This is a genomic window from Stenotrophomonas chelatiphaga, assembly GCF_032054965.1.
GTDB lineage: Bacteria > Pseudomonadota > Gammaproteobacteria > Xanthomonadales > Xanthomonadaceae > Stenotrophomonas > Stenotrophomonas chelatiphaga.
Genome location: NZ_DAMBRS010000010.1, coordinates 81,877 through 95,533 on the forward strand (window position 1 = coordinate 81,877; position 13,657 = coordinate 95,533).

At 67.0% G+C, this 13,657-nt stretch carries 11 protein-coding genes, 1 pseudogene and 1 riboswitch; of the genes and pseudogenes, 6 read left to right on the forward strand and 6 right to left on the reverse strand.

Annotated elements, in window-relative coordinates; all coding sequences use genetic code 11:
* Nucleotides 1-7: 7 nt before the first annotated feature.
* Genes RTX79_RS13095 through metX form a run of 3 tightly spaced genes read right to left on the reverse strand, consistent with a single transcriptional unit; the run spans nucleotide 8 to nucleotide 3,359 of the window.
* Entirely contained in the window at nucleotides 8-1,096 is a 1,089-nt protein-coding gene (locus tag RTX79_RS13095) for a homoserine dehydrogenase (protein WP_312684159.1), read from the reverse strand.
* Entirely contained in the window at nucleotides 1,093-2,331 is a 1,239-nt protein-coding gene (locus RTX79_RS13100) for an O-succinylhomoserine (thiol)-lyase (RefSeq protein ID WP_312684162.1), read from the reverse strand. The genes RTX79_RS13095 and RTX79_RS13100 overlap by 4 nt, the downstream gene beginning before the upstream one ends.
* Nucleotides 2,328-3,359, reverse strand: coding sequence for a homoserine O-succinyltransferase MetX (gene metX / locus RTX79_RS13105; RefSeq protein WP_057508708.1), 1,032 nt, complete (start codon nucleotides 3,357-3,359; stop codon nucleotides 2,328-2,330). Before metX ends, RTX79_RS13100 begins: the two co-directional genes overlap by 4 nt.
* A gap of 79 nt (nucleotides 3,360-3,438) precedes the next feature.
* A riboswitch (SAM riboswitch) is annotated at nucleotides 3,439-3,556 on the reverse strand.
* Nucleotides 3,557-3,792: 236 nt separating this feature from the next.
* Here metX and RTX79_RS13110 point away from each other — a divergent pair.
* From RTX79_RS13110 to RTX79_RS13125, 4 genes and pseudogenes are all read left to right on the forward strand, one after another.
* Nucleotides 3,793-4,287, forward strand: a pseudogene (locus tag RTX79_RS13110) (M23 family metallopeptidase); the annotation flags it as partial.
* 113 nt (nucleotides 4,288-4,400) lie between these two features.
* Complete coding sequence (locus tag RTX79_RS13115) at nucleotides 4,401-6,002, forward strand: peptide chain release factor 3 (RefSeq protein ID WP_057508707.1); 1,602 nt, start codon at nucleotides 4,401-4,403, stop codon at nucleotides 6,000-6,002.
* A 93-nt stretch (nucleotides 6,003-6,095) separates the two neighbouring features.
* Nucleotides 6,096-6,728 carry a PAQR family membrane homeostasis protein TrhA gene (trhA, locus tag RTX79_RS13120; protein ID WP_057508706.1) on the forward strand — a complete coding sequence of 211 codons (633 nt, stop codon included), beginning with the start codon at nucleotides 6,096-6,098 and terminating at the stop codon, nucleotides 6,726-6,728.
* 638 nt (nucleotides 6,729-7,366) lie between these two features.
* Nucleotides 7,367-9,292: an AsmA family protein gene (locus tag RTX79_RS13125; RefSeq protein ID WP_312684164.1), complete on the forward strand. Its 1,926-nt coding sequence runs from the start codon at nucleotides 7,367-7,369 to the stop codon at nucleotides 9,290-9,292.
* Nucleotides 9,293-9,330: 38 nt separating this feature from the next.
* Here the strand turns inward: RTX79_RS13125 and RTX79_RS13130 are convergent, their stop codons facing one another.
* From RTX79_RS13130 to mtgA, 3 genes are read right to left on the reverse strand one after another with little or no spacing between them, the layout of a single operon-like run.
* Entirely contained in the window at nucleotides 9,331-9,762 is a 432-nt protein-coding gene (locus tag RTX79_RS13130; RefSeq protein ID WP_312684166.1) for a CBS domain-containing protein, read from the reverse strand.
* Nucleotides 9,722-10,741 carry a glycosyltransferase family 2 protein gene (locus RTX79_RS13135; protein WP_309689804.1) on the reverse strand — a complete coding sequence of 340 codons (1,020 nt, stop codon included), beginning with the start codon at nucleotides 10,739-10,741 and terminating at the stop codon, nucleotides 9,722-9,724. The genes RTX79_RS13130 and RTX79_RS13135 overlap by 41 nt, the downstream gene beginning before the upstream one ends.
* 13 nt (nucleotides 10,742-10,754) lie before the next feature.
* A complete protein-coding gene (mtgA, locus tag RTX79_RS13140; protein ID WP_312684168.1) occupies nucleotides 10,755-11,495 on the reverse strand; it encodes a monofunctional biosynthetic peptidoglycan transglycosylase in 741 nt (246 codons plus the stop codon).
* Nucleotides 11,496-11,577: 82 nt separating this feature from the next.
* Here mtgA and RTX79_RS13145 point away from each other — a divergent pair, with 82 nt between their 5' ends.
* Nucleotides 11,578-12,471, forward strand: coding sequence for an Hsp33 family molecular chaperone HslO (locus RTX79_RS13145; RefSeq protein WP_312684169.1), 894 nt, complete (start codon nucleotides 11,578-11,580; stop codon nucleotides 12,469-12,471).
* A gap of 144 nt (nucleotides 12,472-12,615) precedes the next feature.
* Nucleotides 12,616-13,464 carry a hypothetical protein gene (locus tag RTX79_RS13150; RefSeq protein WP_309687304.1) on the forward strand — a complete coding sequence of 283 codons (849 nt, stop codon included), beginning with the start codon at nucleotides 12,616-12,618 and terminating at the stop codon, nucleotides 13,462-13,464.
* The last annotated feature ends 193 nt before the right edge of the window (nucleotides 13,465-13,657 follow it).

Consider the following 13,657-nt stretch of genomic DNA (forward strand, 5'->3'; position numbering starts at 1 on the left):
CGCGGGCTCAGCAGCGCTCGATTGTCTCCTTCCTCGCAATGCGCAGCACGTCATCCAGCAATGCCGCCGCCGTGACCTCCGCACCCGCGCCCGGGCCCTGGATCAGAAGAGGCTGATCGCGATATCGATCACTGTGGATCGCGACACGGTTATCCGTTCCCGCACCTGACGCAAGCGGGTGGTCCACCGCCAGCGACTGCACACCCACGCGTGCGGCGCCCGCTTCGACGCAGCCGATGAAGCGCAGCACCTCGCCCGCTTCGCGTGCGCGCAGCCAACGCTGGTGGAGTGGCGCATCCAGCTGCGCGAGCTGTTCCAGTGCCTGCGCGTGCGGCAGCGTGGCCAGCGCCGCCGGCACCAGCGAATCGACCTGCACCTGTCCATCGGCGAGGTCCAGCCCGCTTGCACGCGCCAGTATCAACAGCTTGCGGCGGACGTCCTCTCCAGAAAGATCCAGCCGCGGGTCGGGCTCGGTGAAGCCGGCATCGAGCGCTTCGCGGACCGCCAGCGAGAACGGCTGACTGCCGTCGTAGCGGTGGAACAACCAGGCCAGCGATCCGGACAGCACGCCTTCGATGCGAAGAATGCGATCCCCGCCTTCCACCAGTGCGCGCAGGCTGCTCAGCAACGGCAGGCCCGCACCGACCGTGGCACTGTCGCCATAGCGCGCGCCGCTGTCGGCACAGTGCGCCGCGATCTGCACGGCGCGCTGCGCATGCGCCCCCTGCCCCAGCTTGTTGGCGGTGACCACGTGCACGCCGCGCGCCAACCACTGCGCGTGTTCGGCCGCAACCGTTTCACTGGCCGTCGCATCGACCACCACGTCACCGGCGTGCAGGCTGTCGACCTGTTTCCACGGTGCGGCTGCGTCGCCGAGCCGGGGCGCGCAGCGCAGCGCATGCAGGGGCTGTTCCGGCGCACCGTCGCAGGCCAGCACCGCGCGCGAGTTGGCCAGCCAATGAAAGCGCGGCAAGGCGAGCCCGCGTGACTGCAACGCCTGGTAGCGCGCGACGAACGCGGTGCCCACGGTACCGGTGCCCAGCAGCGCCAGGCGGCGCGGTGCGGCATGGCCCAGTTCGACCACCTGTGCGTTCATGCGTCCACGACCTGTTTGTGCCGCGCCTGTGCATCGACCACGGCCGCCGCCCGGTCCAGTGCAGCGGCCAGGTCGGCCAGCAGGTCGCGTTCGGATTCGATACCCACCGACAGGCGCAGCAGGCCTTCGCTGATGCCAGCGGCCTGGCGTGCCTGCACGGTCATCGCCGCATGGGTCATCGTCGCCGGATGCGCCACCAGGCTTTCCACCCCGCCCAGCGACTCGGCCAGGGTGAAGTACTGCAGGCCATCAACGAAGGCACGCACGGCCGCGTGCGGATCGTCGCCGTCGCAGGTCACCAGTTCGAAGGACAGCATGGCACCGAAACCGGATTGCTGGCGTGCGGCGATGGCATGCCCCGGGTGGTCGGCAAGGCCGGGGTAGTACACCGCGCTCACCGCGCGATGGGCGGCCAGCAACGGCACGATCGCTGCGGTGTTTTCCTGGTGCACGCGCAGGCGTGCATCCAGCGTGCGCAGGCCGCGCAGGGTCAGGAACGCATCGAACGGCGAACCGGTCAGGCCCAGCGCATTGGCCCACCAGGTCAACTGCTGCGCAAGTTCCGGGTCGCGCGCCACCACCGCACCCCCCACCACATCGCTATGGCCGTTGATGTACTTGGTGGTGGAATGCAGGACCAGGTCGGCGCCGAACGCCAGCGGCTGCTGCAGGGCCGGCGACAGGAAGGTGTTGTCGACCACCACCAGCGCGCCGGCCTTGTGCGCGGCATCGATCACGAAGCGCAGGTCGGTGATCCGCAGCAGCGGGTTGGACGGGGTTTCCACCAGCACCAGCTTCGGTGAACCGGCCAGCGACTGGGCCAGCGAACGCGGGTCGGTCAGGTCGGCGGTGACCAGCTTGAACTGGCCCTTGCCGGCCAGTGCGTTGAACAGCCGCCAGCTGCCACCGTAGGCATCGTGCGGCACCACCAGGGTGTCTTCCGGTCCCAGCAGCGCCTGCAGCACCAGGCTGATCGCGCCCATGCCGGTCGCGGTGACCACGCCGCCCGCGCCGCCTTCCAGCTCGGCCAGCGCCTCGCCCAGCAGGTCGCGGGTCGGGTTGCCGCTGCGGGTGTAGTCGTATTGGCGCTTGTTGCCGAAGCCGTCGAAGCTGAAGTTGGAGGACAGCACGATCGGTGGGGTCACCGCACCGTAGGCACTATCGCGGTCGATGCCGGCGCGCACCGCGGCAGTGGTGCGGCTACAGGACGGCGTGCCGTTGTTGTCGTGGCTCATGCGGTTTCTCCCGGGATGCGGATGGCGTTGGCGAGGATCGCGTCGATGCGATCGGTTTCTTTCAGGAAGGCGTCGTGGCCGTAGGGCGAGCGCAGCACGCGCAGGCTGCCGCGCGGGCCCAGCCCTTCGACCAGGCTGACCAGGTCGGCCAGCGGCACCAGGCGGTCACCTTCGACGGCCACCACCACGGTCGGCAGCAGCAGCTGCGCCGGCTCGATGCGGTGCAGGTCGATGGATTCGGACAGGCGCAGCCAGGCCGTGACCGGCGTGCGCGCGACGTACTGCGCGGCGGCGGCGTCCAGGTAATCTTCGGCGGCCACGCGCACGCGCCCATTGATCACTTCCGGCGCGGCGTCGAAGCGCTCGCTGAACTCTTCAGGGGTGCGGTAGCTGAGCATCGCGAACTGGCGTGCCAGCGCCAGGCCGTTCTCGTCGCTGCACTGCAGTTGGCCCAGCGCAACCGCACGCCGCTGCAGCGCGCGCCACGCCGCCGCATAGGGATGCGCACGATGCGCGCCGCTGACCACCACCAGCCGCTGCACGCGCGGGCGGTGGCGCACGCCGAACTGCTGGGCGACCAGCGCACCATAGGAGTAACCGACGAACGCCTGCAGCTGCGCGATGCCGAGATGATCCAGCAGGATCGCCAGCGCATCGGCCTGGTCGGCGGTATCGATCGGCACGTCCAATGCGCCATCGGCGCCGATGAAATCGAACGCCAGCACGCGCAGCAGCTGCGGGTCGAGCGTCCGCCCCGGGCCGACCAGGCCTTCGGCCCAGCCCTTTTCGACGAACTGGGCATTGGCTGCCACGTGGCGGTTGGCGGAAATGCCACCGGCCAGCACCACCACCGGCGCGTCGGCAGGGCCTACCCATTCGTAGCGCAGGCGGATCGGGCGGGGGCCGGCGTGGCGCATGTCCAACACCGCGGCGAACTCGCCGCGTGCGGCGTGCACGCGGTCTTCGACCGGCACGCTGACGGGAACAAAGGAGTCGGGGCGGAGGGCGGTGCTGGGGGCGAAACTCATGGCGGCGTCCAATAAGGAAAACGGCCATCGAGCCTTCGCGGGGCTCGCGTCCAAGTCCTGCCCTTGCAGGGCACGGCTCGAACCATCTTCCGGTAGACACGGGGTCCCCGCAGGATTTGGCACCTACGCTGACGCTTTCGCGCCTGCGGGCTGCCCCGGCTTCAAAGGGCCTGTCCCTCTGCCGGTCTCGATGGTGGAGCCACGATGCCAGTGTAATTCCGTCATGTCAATCCCTTCATGCGGATGAAGAGATGGATTCATTCGCAACTTCCGCCTGCTGCCGCGCGGGCTGCTACAGTCCGCCCTCCTGCCGCCACGCCGAGCCTCGATGCGCCGTCTGCTGCCGTGCTGCCTGATCCTGCTGCCGCTGTGGGCGCGGCCCGCCATGGCGGCAGACACCGCCGACTGGCGCGCCGGCTGGGGCCTGTCAGGCGCCCCCGCGGCCGATTCGTTTGCCTACCAGTTACCGTTCGATGCCCGCCGCTTCAGCGTGGGACAGGCGCCGCAGGGCCGCTTCAGCCACCGCGACGCCGAAAACCGCCATGCGGTGGACTTCACCCTGCCCGAAGGCACGCCGGTTCTGGCCGCGCGCGCCGGCCGGGTGACCCGGGTGCAGGCGGGCTTCAGCGGCAATGGTCTGGACCCGCAGCGGGACCGCGAGCGCGCCAACTATGTGCGCCTCGTGCATGACGACGGCAGCATGGCCGTCTACGCGCACCTGCAACACGCGGGCGTGCGCGTGCGTGAAGGCCAGCAGGTGCAGGCCGGCCAGCTGATCGGCCTGTCCGGCAACACCGGCTACAGCACCGCCCCGCACCTGCATTTCGCCGTGCAGCGACAGCACGGTACCCAGCTCGAGTCGATCCCGGTGCGCATCGTCACCCCGCGCGGCCAGCTCCACTTCGAAAAAGGGGACGGAGGGGATTAAGGCGCATTCGGCCCGAACGCGGCCTTTCACGTCTTAATCCCCTCCGTCCCCTTTTTCGGCGATAATCATCGGCTTACTTCATTGATCTGCGCCCCGGGCGGGCGCCCCCTGCCATGTCCGAAGTCGCCACCGAAGCCGCGCGTCGCCGTACGTTCGCCATCATTTCCCACCCTGATGCGGGCAAGACCACGCTGACCGAAAAGCTGTTGCTGTTCGGCGGTGCGATCCAGATGGCCGGCTCGGTGAAGGGCCGCAAGGCCGCACGCCACGCCACGTCCGACTGGATGGCGCTGGAGAAAGAACGCGGCATTTCGGTCACCTCCTCGGTGATGCAGTTCCCCTACGAAGGCAAGATCGTCAACCTGCTCGATACGCCCGGCCACGCCGACTTCGGCGAGGACACCTACCGCGTGCTCACCGCGGTGGACTCGGCGCTGATGGTGATCGACGTGGCCAAGGGCGTGGAAGAACGCACGATCAAGCTGATGGAGGTCTGCCGGCTGCGCGACACGCCGATCATGACCTTCATCAACAAGCTGGACCGCGAGGGCAAGGAACCGATCGACCTGCTGGATGAAGTGGAAAGCGTGCTCGGCATCCAGTGCGCGCCGGTGACCTGGCCGATCGGCATGGGCCAGCGCCTGAAAGGCGTGGTCCACCTGATCTCCGGCGAGGTGCACCTGTACGAGCAGGGCCGCAACTTCACCCGCCAGGACTCGACCATCTTCCCGTCCATCGACTCGCCCGGCCTGGCCGAGAAGATCGGCGCGCAGATGCTGGCCGACCTGCGCGACGAACTGGAACTGGTGCAGGGCGCCAGCCACCCGTTCGACCTGGACGCCTACCGCGCCGGCAAGCAGACCCCGGTGTTCTTCGGTTCGGGCGTGAACAACTTCGGCGTGCAGCCGCTGCTGGACTTCTTCGTTGAACACGCCCCGTCACCGCAGGCGCGTGCCAGCACCGGCCGCGCCGTGCAGCCGCAGGAAAACAAGCTGACCGGCTTCGTGTTCAAGATCCAGGCCAACATGGATCCGCAGCACCGCGACCGCGTGGCATTCATGCGGGTGTGTTCGGGCCGGTTCGCGGCGGGCATGAAGACCCTGCACGTGCGCACCGGCAAGGACATGAAGCTGGCCAACGCACTGACCTTCATGGCCAGCGACCGCGAAATCGCCGCGGAGGCCTGGCCAGGCGATGTCATCGGCATCCACAACCATGGCACCATTTCCATCGGTGATACCTTCACCGAAGGCGAGGCGATCACCTTCACCGGCATCCCCAACTTCGCCCCGGAACTGTTCCGCCGTGCGCGCCTGCGCGATCCGCTCAAGCTCAAGCAGCTGCAGAAGGGCCTGGCGCAGTTGTCCGAAGAGGGCGCGACCCAGTTCTTCCGTCCGCTGATGAGCAACGACCTGATCCTCGGTGCGGTCGGCGTGCTGCAGTTCGACGTGGCCGCGTACCGCCTGAAGGACGAATACGGCGTGGAAGCGACCTTCGAACCGGTCAGCGTGGTCACTGCGCGCTGGGTCACCTGCAGCAATGAAAAGAAGCTGGAAGAGTTCCGCGAGAAGAACGCGCTGAACCTGGCGGTGGATGCGGCCGGGCAGCTGGTCTACCTGGCACCGACGCGGGTCAACCTGCAGTTGGCGCAGGAACGCGCGCCGGACGTGCGGTTCTCGGCAACCCGTGAAGCGGCCTACACCGCTACGTCCTGAACCAGAGGGTCATGGCCGGGCGTGCAAGCGCCGGCCATCGCGGCGATGATAGGGGGGATGCAGGTCCCCCTCCCTGCGACCCACTCCTCTTCCATGACCTCTGTTGAATCGATCCGCGAGGAAATCGCCAGCGCGTTGACCCATGGCCTTGGTGCGGTGTTCGCCCTGGCCGCCAGCGCCGTGTTGATCACACTGGCCGCCATCAACGGCGATGGCTGGCAGCTGTTCAGTTCTATCGTGTTCGGCGTGGCGTTGCTGCTGCTGTACACCGCCTCCACGCTGTACCACGCGATCCAGCACCCGGTGGCCAAGGGGCGGCTGAAGGTATTCGACCATTGCGCGATCTATGTGCTGATCGCCGGCACCTACACCCCCTTCATGCTGATCGGCCTGCGCGGTCCGTGGGGCTGGGGCATGTTCACCGCGATCTGGATCCTGGCCCTGGCCGGGGTGGTGTTCAAGCTGTTCTACACCGGCCGTTTCAAGGCCCTGTCGACAGGCATCTACATTGCGATGGGCTGGCTCATCGTGGTGGCGATCAAGCCGATGCTGGCGGCGATCGACCTGTGGACGCTGGGCTGGCTGCTGGCCGGCGGGCTGTCCTACACGCTGGGCACCTACTTCTACCACCGCGAATCGATCCGTTATTCGCATGCGATCTGGCATCTGTTCGTGATCGGCGGCAGCGTGTGCCACTTCGTCGCGGTGACTGCGCAGGTGTTGTGAGTTCGTGCGCTTGCGCGCGGCTTTGAAGCCAAAGCAAAAGCAACGTCAACGTCAACGTCAAATGCTGCAGGGCTGCTAGCTGGTGGGGCGAGGTGGGTTGGCGGGGGACGGCAACAGCCGCTCCTGCGGGCCTCGATGCGCGCCATCCATGGCGCTTTACGCCCCCGCCAACCCACCCCGCCCCACCTTCTGGCGGCCATGAAACCTTCGGTAGCGCCGACCCATGGTCGGCGGATTCGGGGAAGGAAGGGGGGGAGAAAGTTGGGGTCAGAGTCCTTTCGCGCAGCGAAAGGACTCTGACCCCTGCCTTTGTTCTTTTATTTTCTTGCGCGGATGGCGGCCACCGGAACCTGTCCGGGGGGCGGGCGGGGAGGCTGTGCGGGGCCTTGAGCGGCAGGAGCCGCGAAGAGCTACATGGATTTATTCACGCGTGCCCCGCACAGCCTCCCCGCCCGACCACTCGCAGCGACACGCAGCAACACCCGAAGAGCCACACGCGAGGGGGTTCCACCCGTTCGACCACGCCCCCTGCACATCATCCGAATGCCCGCTTCGCACCCTGTGCACGATGAACGGGCAACCATGCAGCAGTGAACGACACCTCGCCCCCCGTACCTGCACGTCCTTCCCGCTGGCGCATGCGCCGTCCCACCAAGCGCGGGCAACGGTGGCTCGCGATCCTGGTGTTCCTGCTCGCCGCGATCCTGCTGCTGATCGCCTTGTGGGACTGGAACTGGTTCAAGGGGCCGGTGGAGCGCGCGGTGCAGGCCAAGACAGGACGTGCGCTGCATATCGGCAACCTCGACGTGGATCTGGGTCGGGTGACCACCGTCCGCGCCGACTCCATCACCTTCGCAAACGCCGAATGGGCCAGGCAGCCGAAGATGGCCAGCGCGGACCGCGTGGAAATCGACGTGCGGGTGTGGCCCCTGCTGCGCGGCAGCGTGCAGCTGCCGGAGATCCGCCTCACCCGGCCCGATGCGCTGTTGCAGACGGCGCCGAAGGCCGACCAGCCGGGCAACTGGGATTTCATGGGCGATAGCAGCGGTGGCGAACCGCTGCAGCTGCGTCGGCTGCATATCGACGACGGGCGCCTGCAGTTCCTGGATGAACGCGGTCGCACCGATATCCAGGTGGCCGTGCGCAGCGGCGAGCCAAAGCAGGCCGATGCCGCGCCACCGCTGCTGGTCAGCGGCAAGGGCTCGTGGCAGGGCAATGCGTTCACCTTGAACGGCAACACCGAATCGCCGCTGGAGCTGACCAACAGCGGGCATCCGTTCCGGATCCACCTGGATGGCCGCGCCGGCGCCACGCATGCCGTGGCCAGCGGCACACTGATCAATCCTTTCCAGTTCCAGACCTTCAAACTGCGGTTCAGGCTGAGTGGCCAGGACCTGGAAGACCTGTATCCGCTGGTCGGCATCGCCCTGCCCTCCACGCCCCCGTATCGGCTGGACGGCCAGCTCAGCCGCAACCACCAGGTATGGGGCTACGAGAAGTTCAGCGGAACGGTCGGCGACAGCGACCTGGGCGGTGATGTGAAGGTCGAAACCGGCGGCGAGCGACCGCGCCTGACCGCCAACCTGGTGTCCAAGCGACTGGACTTCGACGACCTGGCCGGCTTCGTCGGCGCGCCGCCCAAGACCGGGAGCGATGAAACCGCCAACGCCGAACAGAAGGCCGAAGCCGCCCGGCTTGCGGCCAAGCCGACCGTGCTGCCGGATACGCCGTATGACCTGGGCAAGCTGCGTGCGATGGATGCCGACGTGCGCCTGAAGGCCCAGCGGATCAATGCCCCCAGCCTGCCCCTGGACGACATGGATGCCCATCTTTTCCTCGATGACGGCCTGTTGCGCCTGGAGCCGCTGAACTTCGGCGTGGCCGGCGGCGACATCCGCAGCACCATACGCATGGACGCGCGCCGTCCGCAGATCGCCACGTCACTGAAGGCCAGCGTGCGCCGCGTGCAGCTTGGCCAGCTGTTCCCGGATGCCAAGCTGGCCGAACAGGCCTCCGGCGGCATCGGGGGGGAGATCGACCTGACCGGCAACGGCAACTCGATCGCCGCGATGCTCGGCAGCAGCGACGGCAACGTCGCCGTCGGCATGGGCAAGGGCCACGTCGGCAACCTGATCATGGAACTGGCCGGCCTGGACGTGGCCGAGTCGCTGAAGTTCCTGTTCACCGGTGACAAGCAGATTCCGCTGCGTTGCGCCTTCGCCGATTTCGGGGTGAAGGACGGCCTGATGGACAGCCGGGCGCTGGCGGTGGACACCACCGACACGCTGATCGTCGGCGAAGGCACCGTCAACCTGAAGAACGAGCAGATGGACCTGCTGCTGAAGCCGCGGCCTAAGGACATCAGCATATTGGCGTTGCGCTCGCCGCTGCGGATCAATGGCACCTTCAAGGATCCCGGGTTCCGGCCGGACTTCAAGGCGCTCGGACTGCGGGGTGCGATCGCGCTGGCACTGGGCAGCATCGCGCCGCCGGCCGCCTTGCTGGCGACGTTCGAGCCCGGCCCGGGCAAGGACAGCGACTGCGGCGGCAAATACGCCAAATAAGGGTAGTGACGGCCGCTGGCCGTCAAACCCGGGATGTCTCAGCCGGCCACGATGTACTGCTGCAGCTGTTCCAGCTCCTGCGCCTGCGCATCGATCACCGCCTTGACCAGGTCACCGATCGATATCACGCCCAGCACCTTGCCGTTCTCCACGACCGGTAGATGGCGGATGCGGTGATCAGTGACCACCTGCAGGCAGTGCGCCACGTGCGCCGTCGGCGCCACCGTCACCAGCTTTGCGGTCATGATCTCTGCGACCTGCGTATCGCGTGAGGAGCGGTCCCGCAGCACGATCTTCCGCGCGTAATCGCGCTCTGACAGGATGCCGGCCAGCACCGGCCCGTCCATCACCAGGACCGCGCCGATGCTTTTCTCCGCCATCAGCCGGATCGCGTCGATCACCGCCGCGTCCGGCCTGACCGCATGCACTTCAGGAGACTTGCCGTCCAACAGTTGCCGAACCGTGGTCATCTGCCTGCCCTCCCAGGGTGGGTTGCCATCCAGAGTCTGCCACGCCCGGAGCGATCCAGGTGTCAAGCAGGTACAGCGGCCGCTGCTTGGACTCCTCGTACAGACGCCCCAGGTACTCCCCGATCAGTCCCAGGGCGATCAGCTGCACGCCGCCCAGGAACAGGATCACCGCCATCATGGTCGGCCACCCGGCGACACGGTCACCGTACAGCGCGGCCTTGACCACCACCCCCACGGCGAACACGAAAGCGCCGGCAGCGGTCAGCAATCCCAGATAGGTAGCCGCCCGCAGCGGCACGGTGGAAAAGCTGGTGATCCCTTCCAGCGCGAAATTCCACAGTCGCCACAGGCTGAACTTGCTTGTCCCCGCGATCCGCGCATGGCGCTCGTACGGCACGGCGATGCGTCGGTAGCCGACCCAGCTGAACAGGCCTTTCATGAAGCGATGGCGTTCACGCAGCTCGCCCAGGGCGTTCAGCGCGCGCGGCGACAGCAGGCGGAAATCGCCGGTATCGGCCGGAATCGGGGTCGGCGACAGCCGACCGATCACCCGGTAGAACATGTTCGCGGTGGCGCGCTTGCTCCAGCTTTCACCGGCACGGGCAAGCCGCGTGCCGTACACGTTGTCGTAGCCCTCGCGCCAGCGCGCGACGAACTGCGGGATCAACTCCGGCGGATCCTGGCAGTCGGCGTCCAGGATCATCGCCGCGCCTTCGCGCACCTGGTCCAGTCCGGCGGTGAGCGCGGCTTCCTTGCCGAAGTTGCGCGAGAGCCGCAGCGCGGAAACGCGCGGGTCCTTCCGCGCCAGTTCGCAGATCACCTGCCAGGTCGCATCGCTGCTGCCGTCATCCACGTACAGCATGCGACCGTCGATGTCGGGCAAGGTGGCGAACACCGCCGTCACCCGCTCGTGCAGGTGCGGCAGGGCCACCTCTTCGTTGTAGGCGGCGACGAGGACGGTCAGTTGATCGGGCTGCATCACAGCAGTGTACTCAGTCATCCTGCAGATACCCGCCGCCGCCCAACTGACGGGCCTGCCGTTGGATCCAGTTCGCCCGGCGCTGCACGTAAGGGCCCGGCCGGGCCGCACTGTACCGGCGCGGCGCCGGCAGCACCGCTGCCAGCCGCGCGCTCTCGGCGGGGGTCAAAGCCGACGCATCCTTGTTCCAGAACTGCCGCGCCGCCGCCTGCGCGCCATAGATCCCATCGCCGAACTCGGCGATGTTGGCGTACACCTCCAGGATGCGGCGCTTCGGCCAGAAGGTTTCGATCAGCAGCGTGTACCAGGCCTCCAGGCCCTTGCGCAGCCAGCTGCGGCCTTGCCACAGGAACAGGTTCTTGGCGACCTGCTGGCTGATCGTGCTGGCGCCGCGCACCCGGCCACCGCGTGCGTTGTGGTCGCGGGCCTTCTCGATCGCCTGCAGGTCGAAGCCGTTGTGCAGCGGGAAGCGCTGGTCTTCGGCGGCGACCAGCGAAATCGGCAGGCTCGACGCCATCTGGTCCAGGTCACGCCACTGGTGATGCAGGCGGTACTTCCAGTCGCCCTGCCCCAGCGCTTCGCCATACCGCCAGACCATCACGGTGGAAAGCGGCGGATCGATGAAACGCAGCGTCAGTACCTGCAGCACGCTGAACGCGGCCAGCAGCACCGGCAGCCACAGCAGGCGCCGCCAGCGCCAGCGCGGCGCGGCCGCGACATCGGCCACCTTGAGGTTTTCGTCCCCTGACCCCATTGATCGCTCACTCTTCTTTCAAACCGTTGTCGGCACATTATCCGGCAAGCCCTCTCCCTTATATACGCGCGGCCCCGAATCCATGAGCGACCACACCGACTCCCTGTTCCGCTTCCTGCTGCCCGATGCCGGCGTCCGTGGGGTGCACGTGCGCCTGCAGGACACCTGGCAGGAGATCCTGTCGCGCGGCGACTACCCTGCCGTAGCCGCTGGCCTGCTGGGCGAAGCGACGGTTGCCGCGGCGCTGTTCACCGGCCACACCAAGGTTGACGGGCGGCTGTCCATCCAGCTGCGCAGCAGCAGCGCACTGCGCACGCTGTTTGCCGAATGCACCGCCGCCGGCACCCTGCGCGGCATCGCACGCGTGGAAGACGGCGAGGATGCCCCGCGCGAACTGACCGCACTGGGCGAGGACGCGGTGCTGGCCATCACCATCGAAAACCCCGGCCTGGACCCGCGCGAGCCGCAGCGCTACCAGAGCCTGGTCGGGCTCACCGCACCGAGCCTGGATGAGGCCTTCGAGGATTACTTCCGCCAGTCCGAGCAGTTGCCCACGCGGTTGCTGCTGGCCGCAGATGGCCAGGGCGCTGCGGGCCTGCTGCTGCAGAAACTGCCCGGCGAAGAAGGCGATGCCGACGGCTGGACCCGCGCCAGCGCGCTGTTCGAGACGCTGGGCAAGGCCGAACTGCTGGCCACCCCGGCCGAAGAGCTGGTGCGCCGGCTGTTCCATGAGGAACAACCCGAGGCCATGGGCGACAAGCCGCTGCGCTTCGCCTGCTCCTGCTCGCGTGAGCGGGTGGAGGCCATGCTGCAGTCGTTGGGCGAGGAGGAGGCCCGCGCGGCCGCTGAAGCCACGGGATCGGTTGATGTGAAATGCGAATTCTGCGGACGGGAGTATCACTTTCCGTTGACGGAATTCGGGATACTGTTCCACGGTGCCGGAGCCTCCGTGCCGGCCCCTGAGCGGCTTCAGTAACCGTTTCCGCCCCAGCATGCCGACCATCTTCGCGAGTTCGTGTTCTGGGGAGGACAACGACTTGTTAAAGATTCATAAACAGCCTAGTCTCGAGTTCCCGCTTCCGCGGGAACTTGCCCTGCATTCGACTGTCTGACTGGACCCATGCCGAACTTCCTGCGCCTGCCACTTGCCCTGCTGATCGCCCTCGGGACGGTCACGGGCGCACATGCGCAGGCCAAGGACACCCGCACCGTCATCCCGGTCTGGAACAAGGGCAGTGGCAAGGTCGAAGCCCTGCTGTACCTGGAACCGACCGGCGAACAGATGGCCGGCGCACGCTGGCATTTCGGGCGCAGTTCACTGGATGCGGCCTTCGGCCTGTCCTCCGGCGATTCGCTGGGGCTGCTCTGCAACAGCAGCCGCGGCACCAGCATCAGCGGGCTTGCCAGTCATTGCATGCTGGCCAGCCTGGGCGATGACGAAGACACGCTGTCCAGGCGATTCAGTGCCACGGCGGCCTTCAACCGCGCCGGTGGACGTGTCGGACTAACCGCCGGCGCCGGCCGCGAGACCCTGCCCGCCTGGCTGGCAGGACCGAACAAGTCGCCAGCGCTGCGTGCCGAGCAGAACGACCTCACGGTATTCGGTCAGAAGAACATCGGCCGCGAAGGCTTCGTGTCCATTGGTGGCACCTATGCCAAGGCGCGCCTGGTGCCGTTGGCTGACGCCGCGCCCTCGATCGTGGATCGCTGGGACAGCAAGAGCATCAGCATTGGCGCAGGCTATGGCAACTTCAGCGGCAACATCATCGGCCGCGTGGTCGATGTGCCCGGCCAGCCCGGCAAATGGGAAGGCCTGGGGGTCGGTCTGACCTGGCGTACGCCGTGGTCGGGCCAGCTGACGGTGGGTGCGGAGAACGTCGTAAGCCGTGGCAAGAACCCGTTCTCACCACGCAATGAGAGTAACGACGACGGCACTGTTCCGTATGTCCGTTACGAGCAGGATCTGTAAGCACTTGATCCCTGTAGGGTATTTTTGAGAACGCCCCGAATTCCGGGGCGTTTTCGTTTGCGGACTGCCTGAACGGGTTTGCCGAATTTCACCAAAATCACGCGAATCATTAACAAAGCTTTAATTTTCGAAAAGACGGAAGTAGTATCGGGATCAGCCCGGCGATTTTTGGAAGCGCCATTCGCTTTCGTCG

What these genes read in the sequence shown, in the direction of transcription:
- RTX79_RS13095 (WP_312684159.1), bottom strand. Translation starts at nt 1,096, where the DNA reads ATGAACGCACAGGTGGTCGAACTGGGCCATGCCGCACCGCGCCGCCTG.
- RTX79_RS13100 (WP_312684162.1), bottom strand. Translation starts at nt 2,331, where the DNA reads ATGAGCCACGACAACAACGGCACGCCGTCCTGTAGCCGCACCACTGCC.
- metX (WP_057508708.1), bottom strand. Translation starts at nt 3,359, where the DNA reads ATGAGTTTCGCCCCCAGCACCGCCCTCCGCCCCGACTCCTTTGTTCCC.
- RTX79_RS13115 (WP_057508707.1), top strand. Translation starts at nt 4,401, where the DNA reads ATGTCCGAAGTCGCCACCGAAGCCGCGCGTCGCCGTACGTTCGCCATC.
- trhA (WP_057508706.1), top strand. Translation starts at nt 6,096, where the DNA reads ATGACCTCTGTTGAATCGATCCGCGAGGAAATCGCCAGCGCGTTGACC.
- RTX79_RS13125 (WP_312684164.1), top strand. Translation starts at nt 7,367, where the DNA reads ATGCGCCGTCCCACCAAGCGCGGGCAACGGTGGCTCGCGATCCTGGTG.
- RTX79_RS13130 (WP_312684166.1), bottom strand. Translation starts at nt 9,762, where the DNA reads ATGACCACGGTTCGGCAACTGTTGGACGGCAAGTCTCCTGAAGTGCAT.
- RTX79_RS13135 (WP_309689804.1), bottom strand. Translation starts at nt 10,741, where the DNA reads ATGCAGCCCGATCAACTGACCGTCCTCGTCGCCGCCTACAACGAAGAG.
- mtgA (WP_312684168.1), bottom strand. Translation starts at nt 11,495, where the DNA reads ATGGGGTCAGGGGACGAAAACCTCAAGGTGGCCGATGTCGCGGCCGCG.
- RTX79_RS13145 (WP_312684169.1), top strand. Translation starts at nt 11,578, where the DNA reads ATGAGCGACCACACCGACTCCCTGTTCCGCTTCCTGCTGCCCGATGCC.
- RTX79_RS13150 (WP_309687304.1), top strand. Translation starts at nt 12,616, where the DNA reads ATGCCGAACTTCCTGCGCCTGCCACTTGCCCTGCTGATCGCCCTCGGG.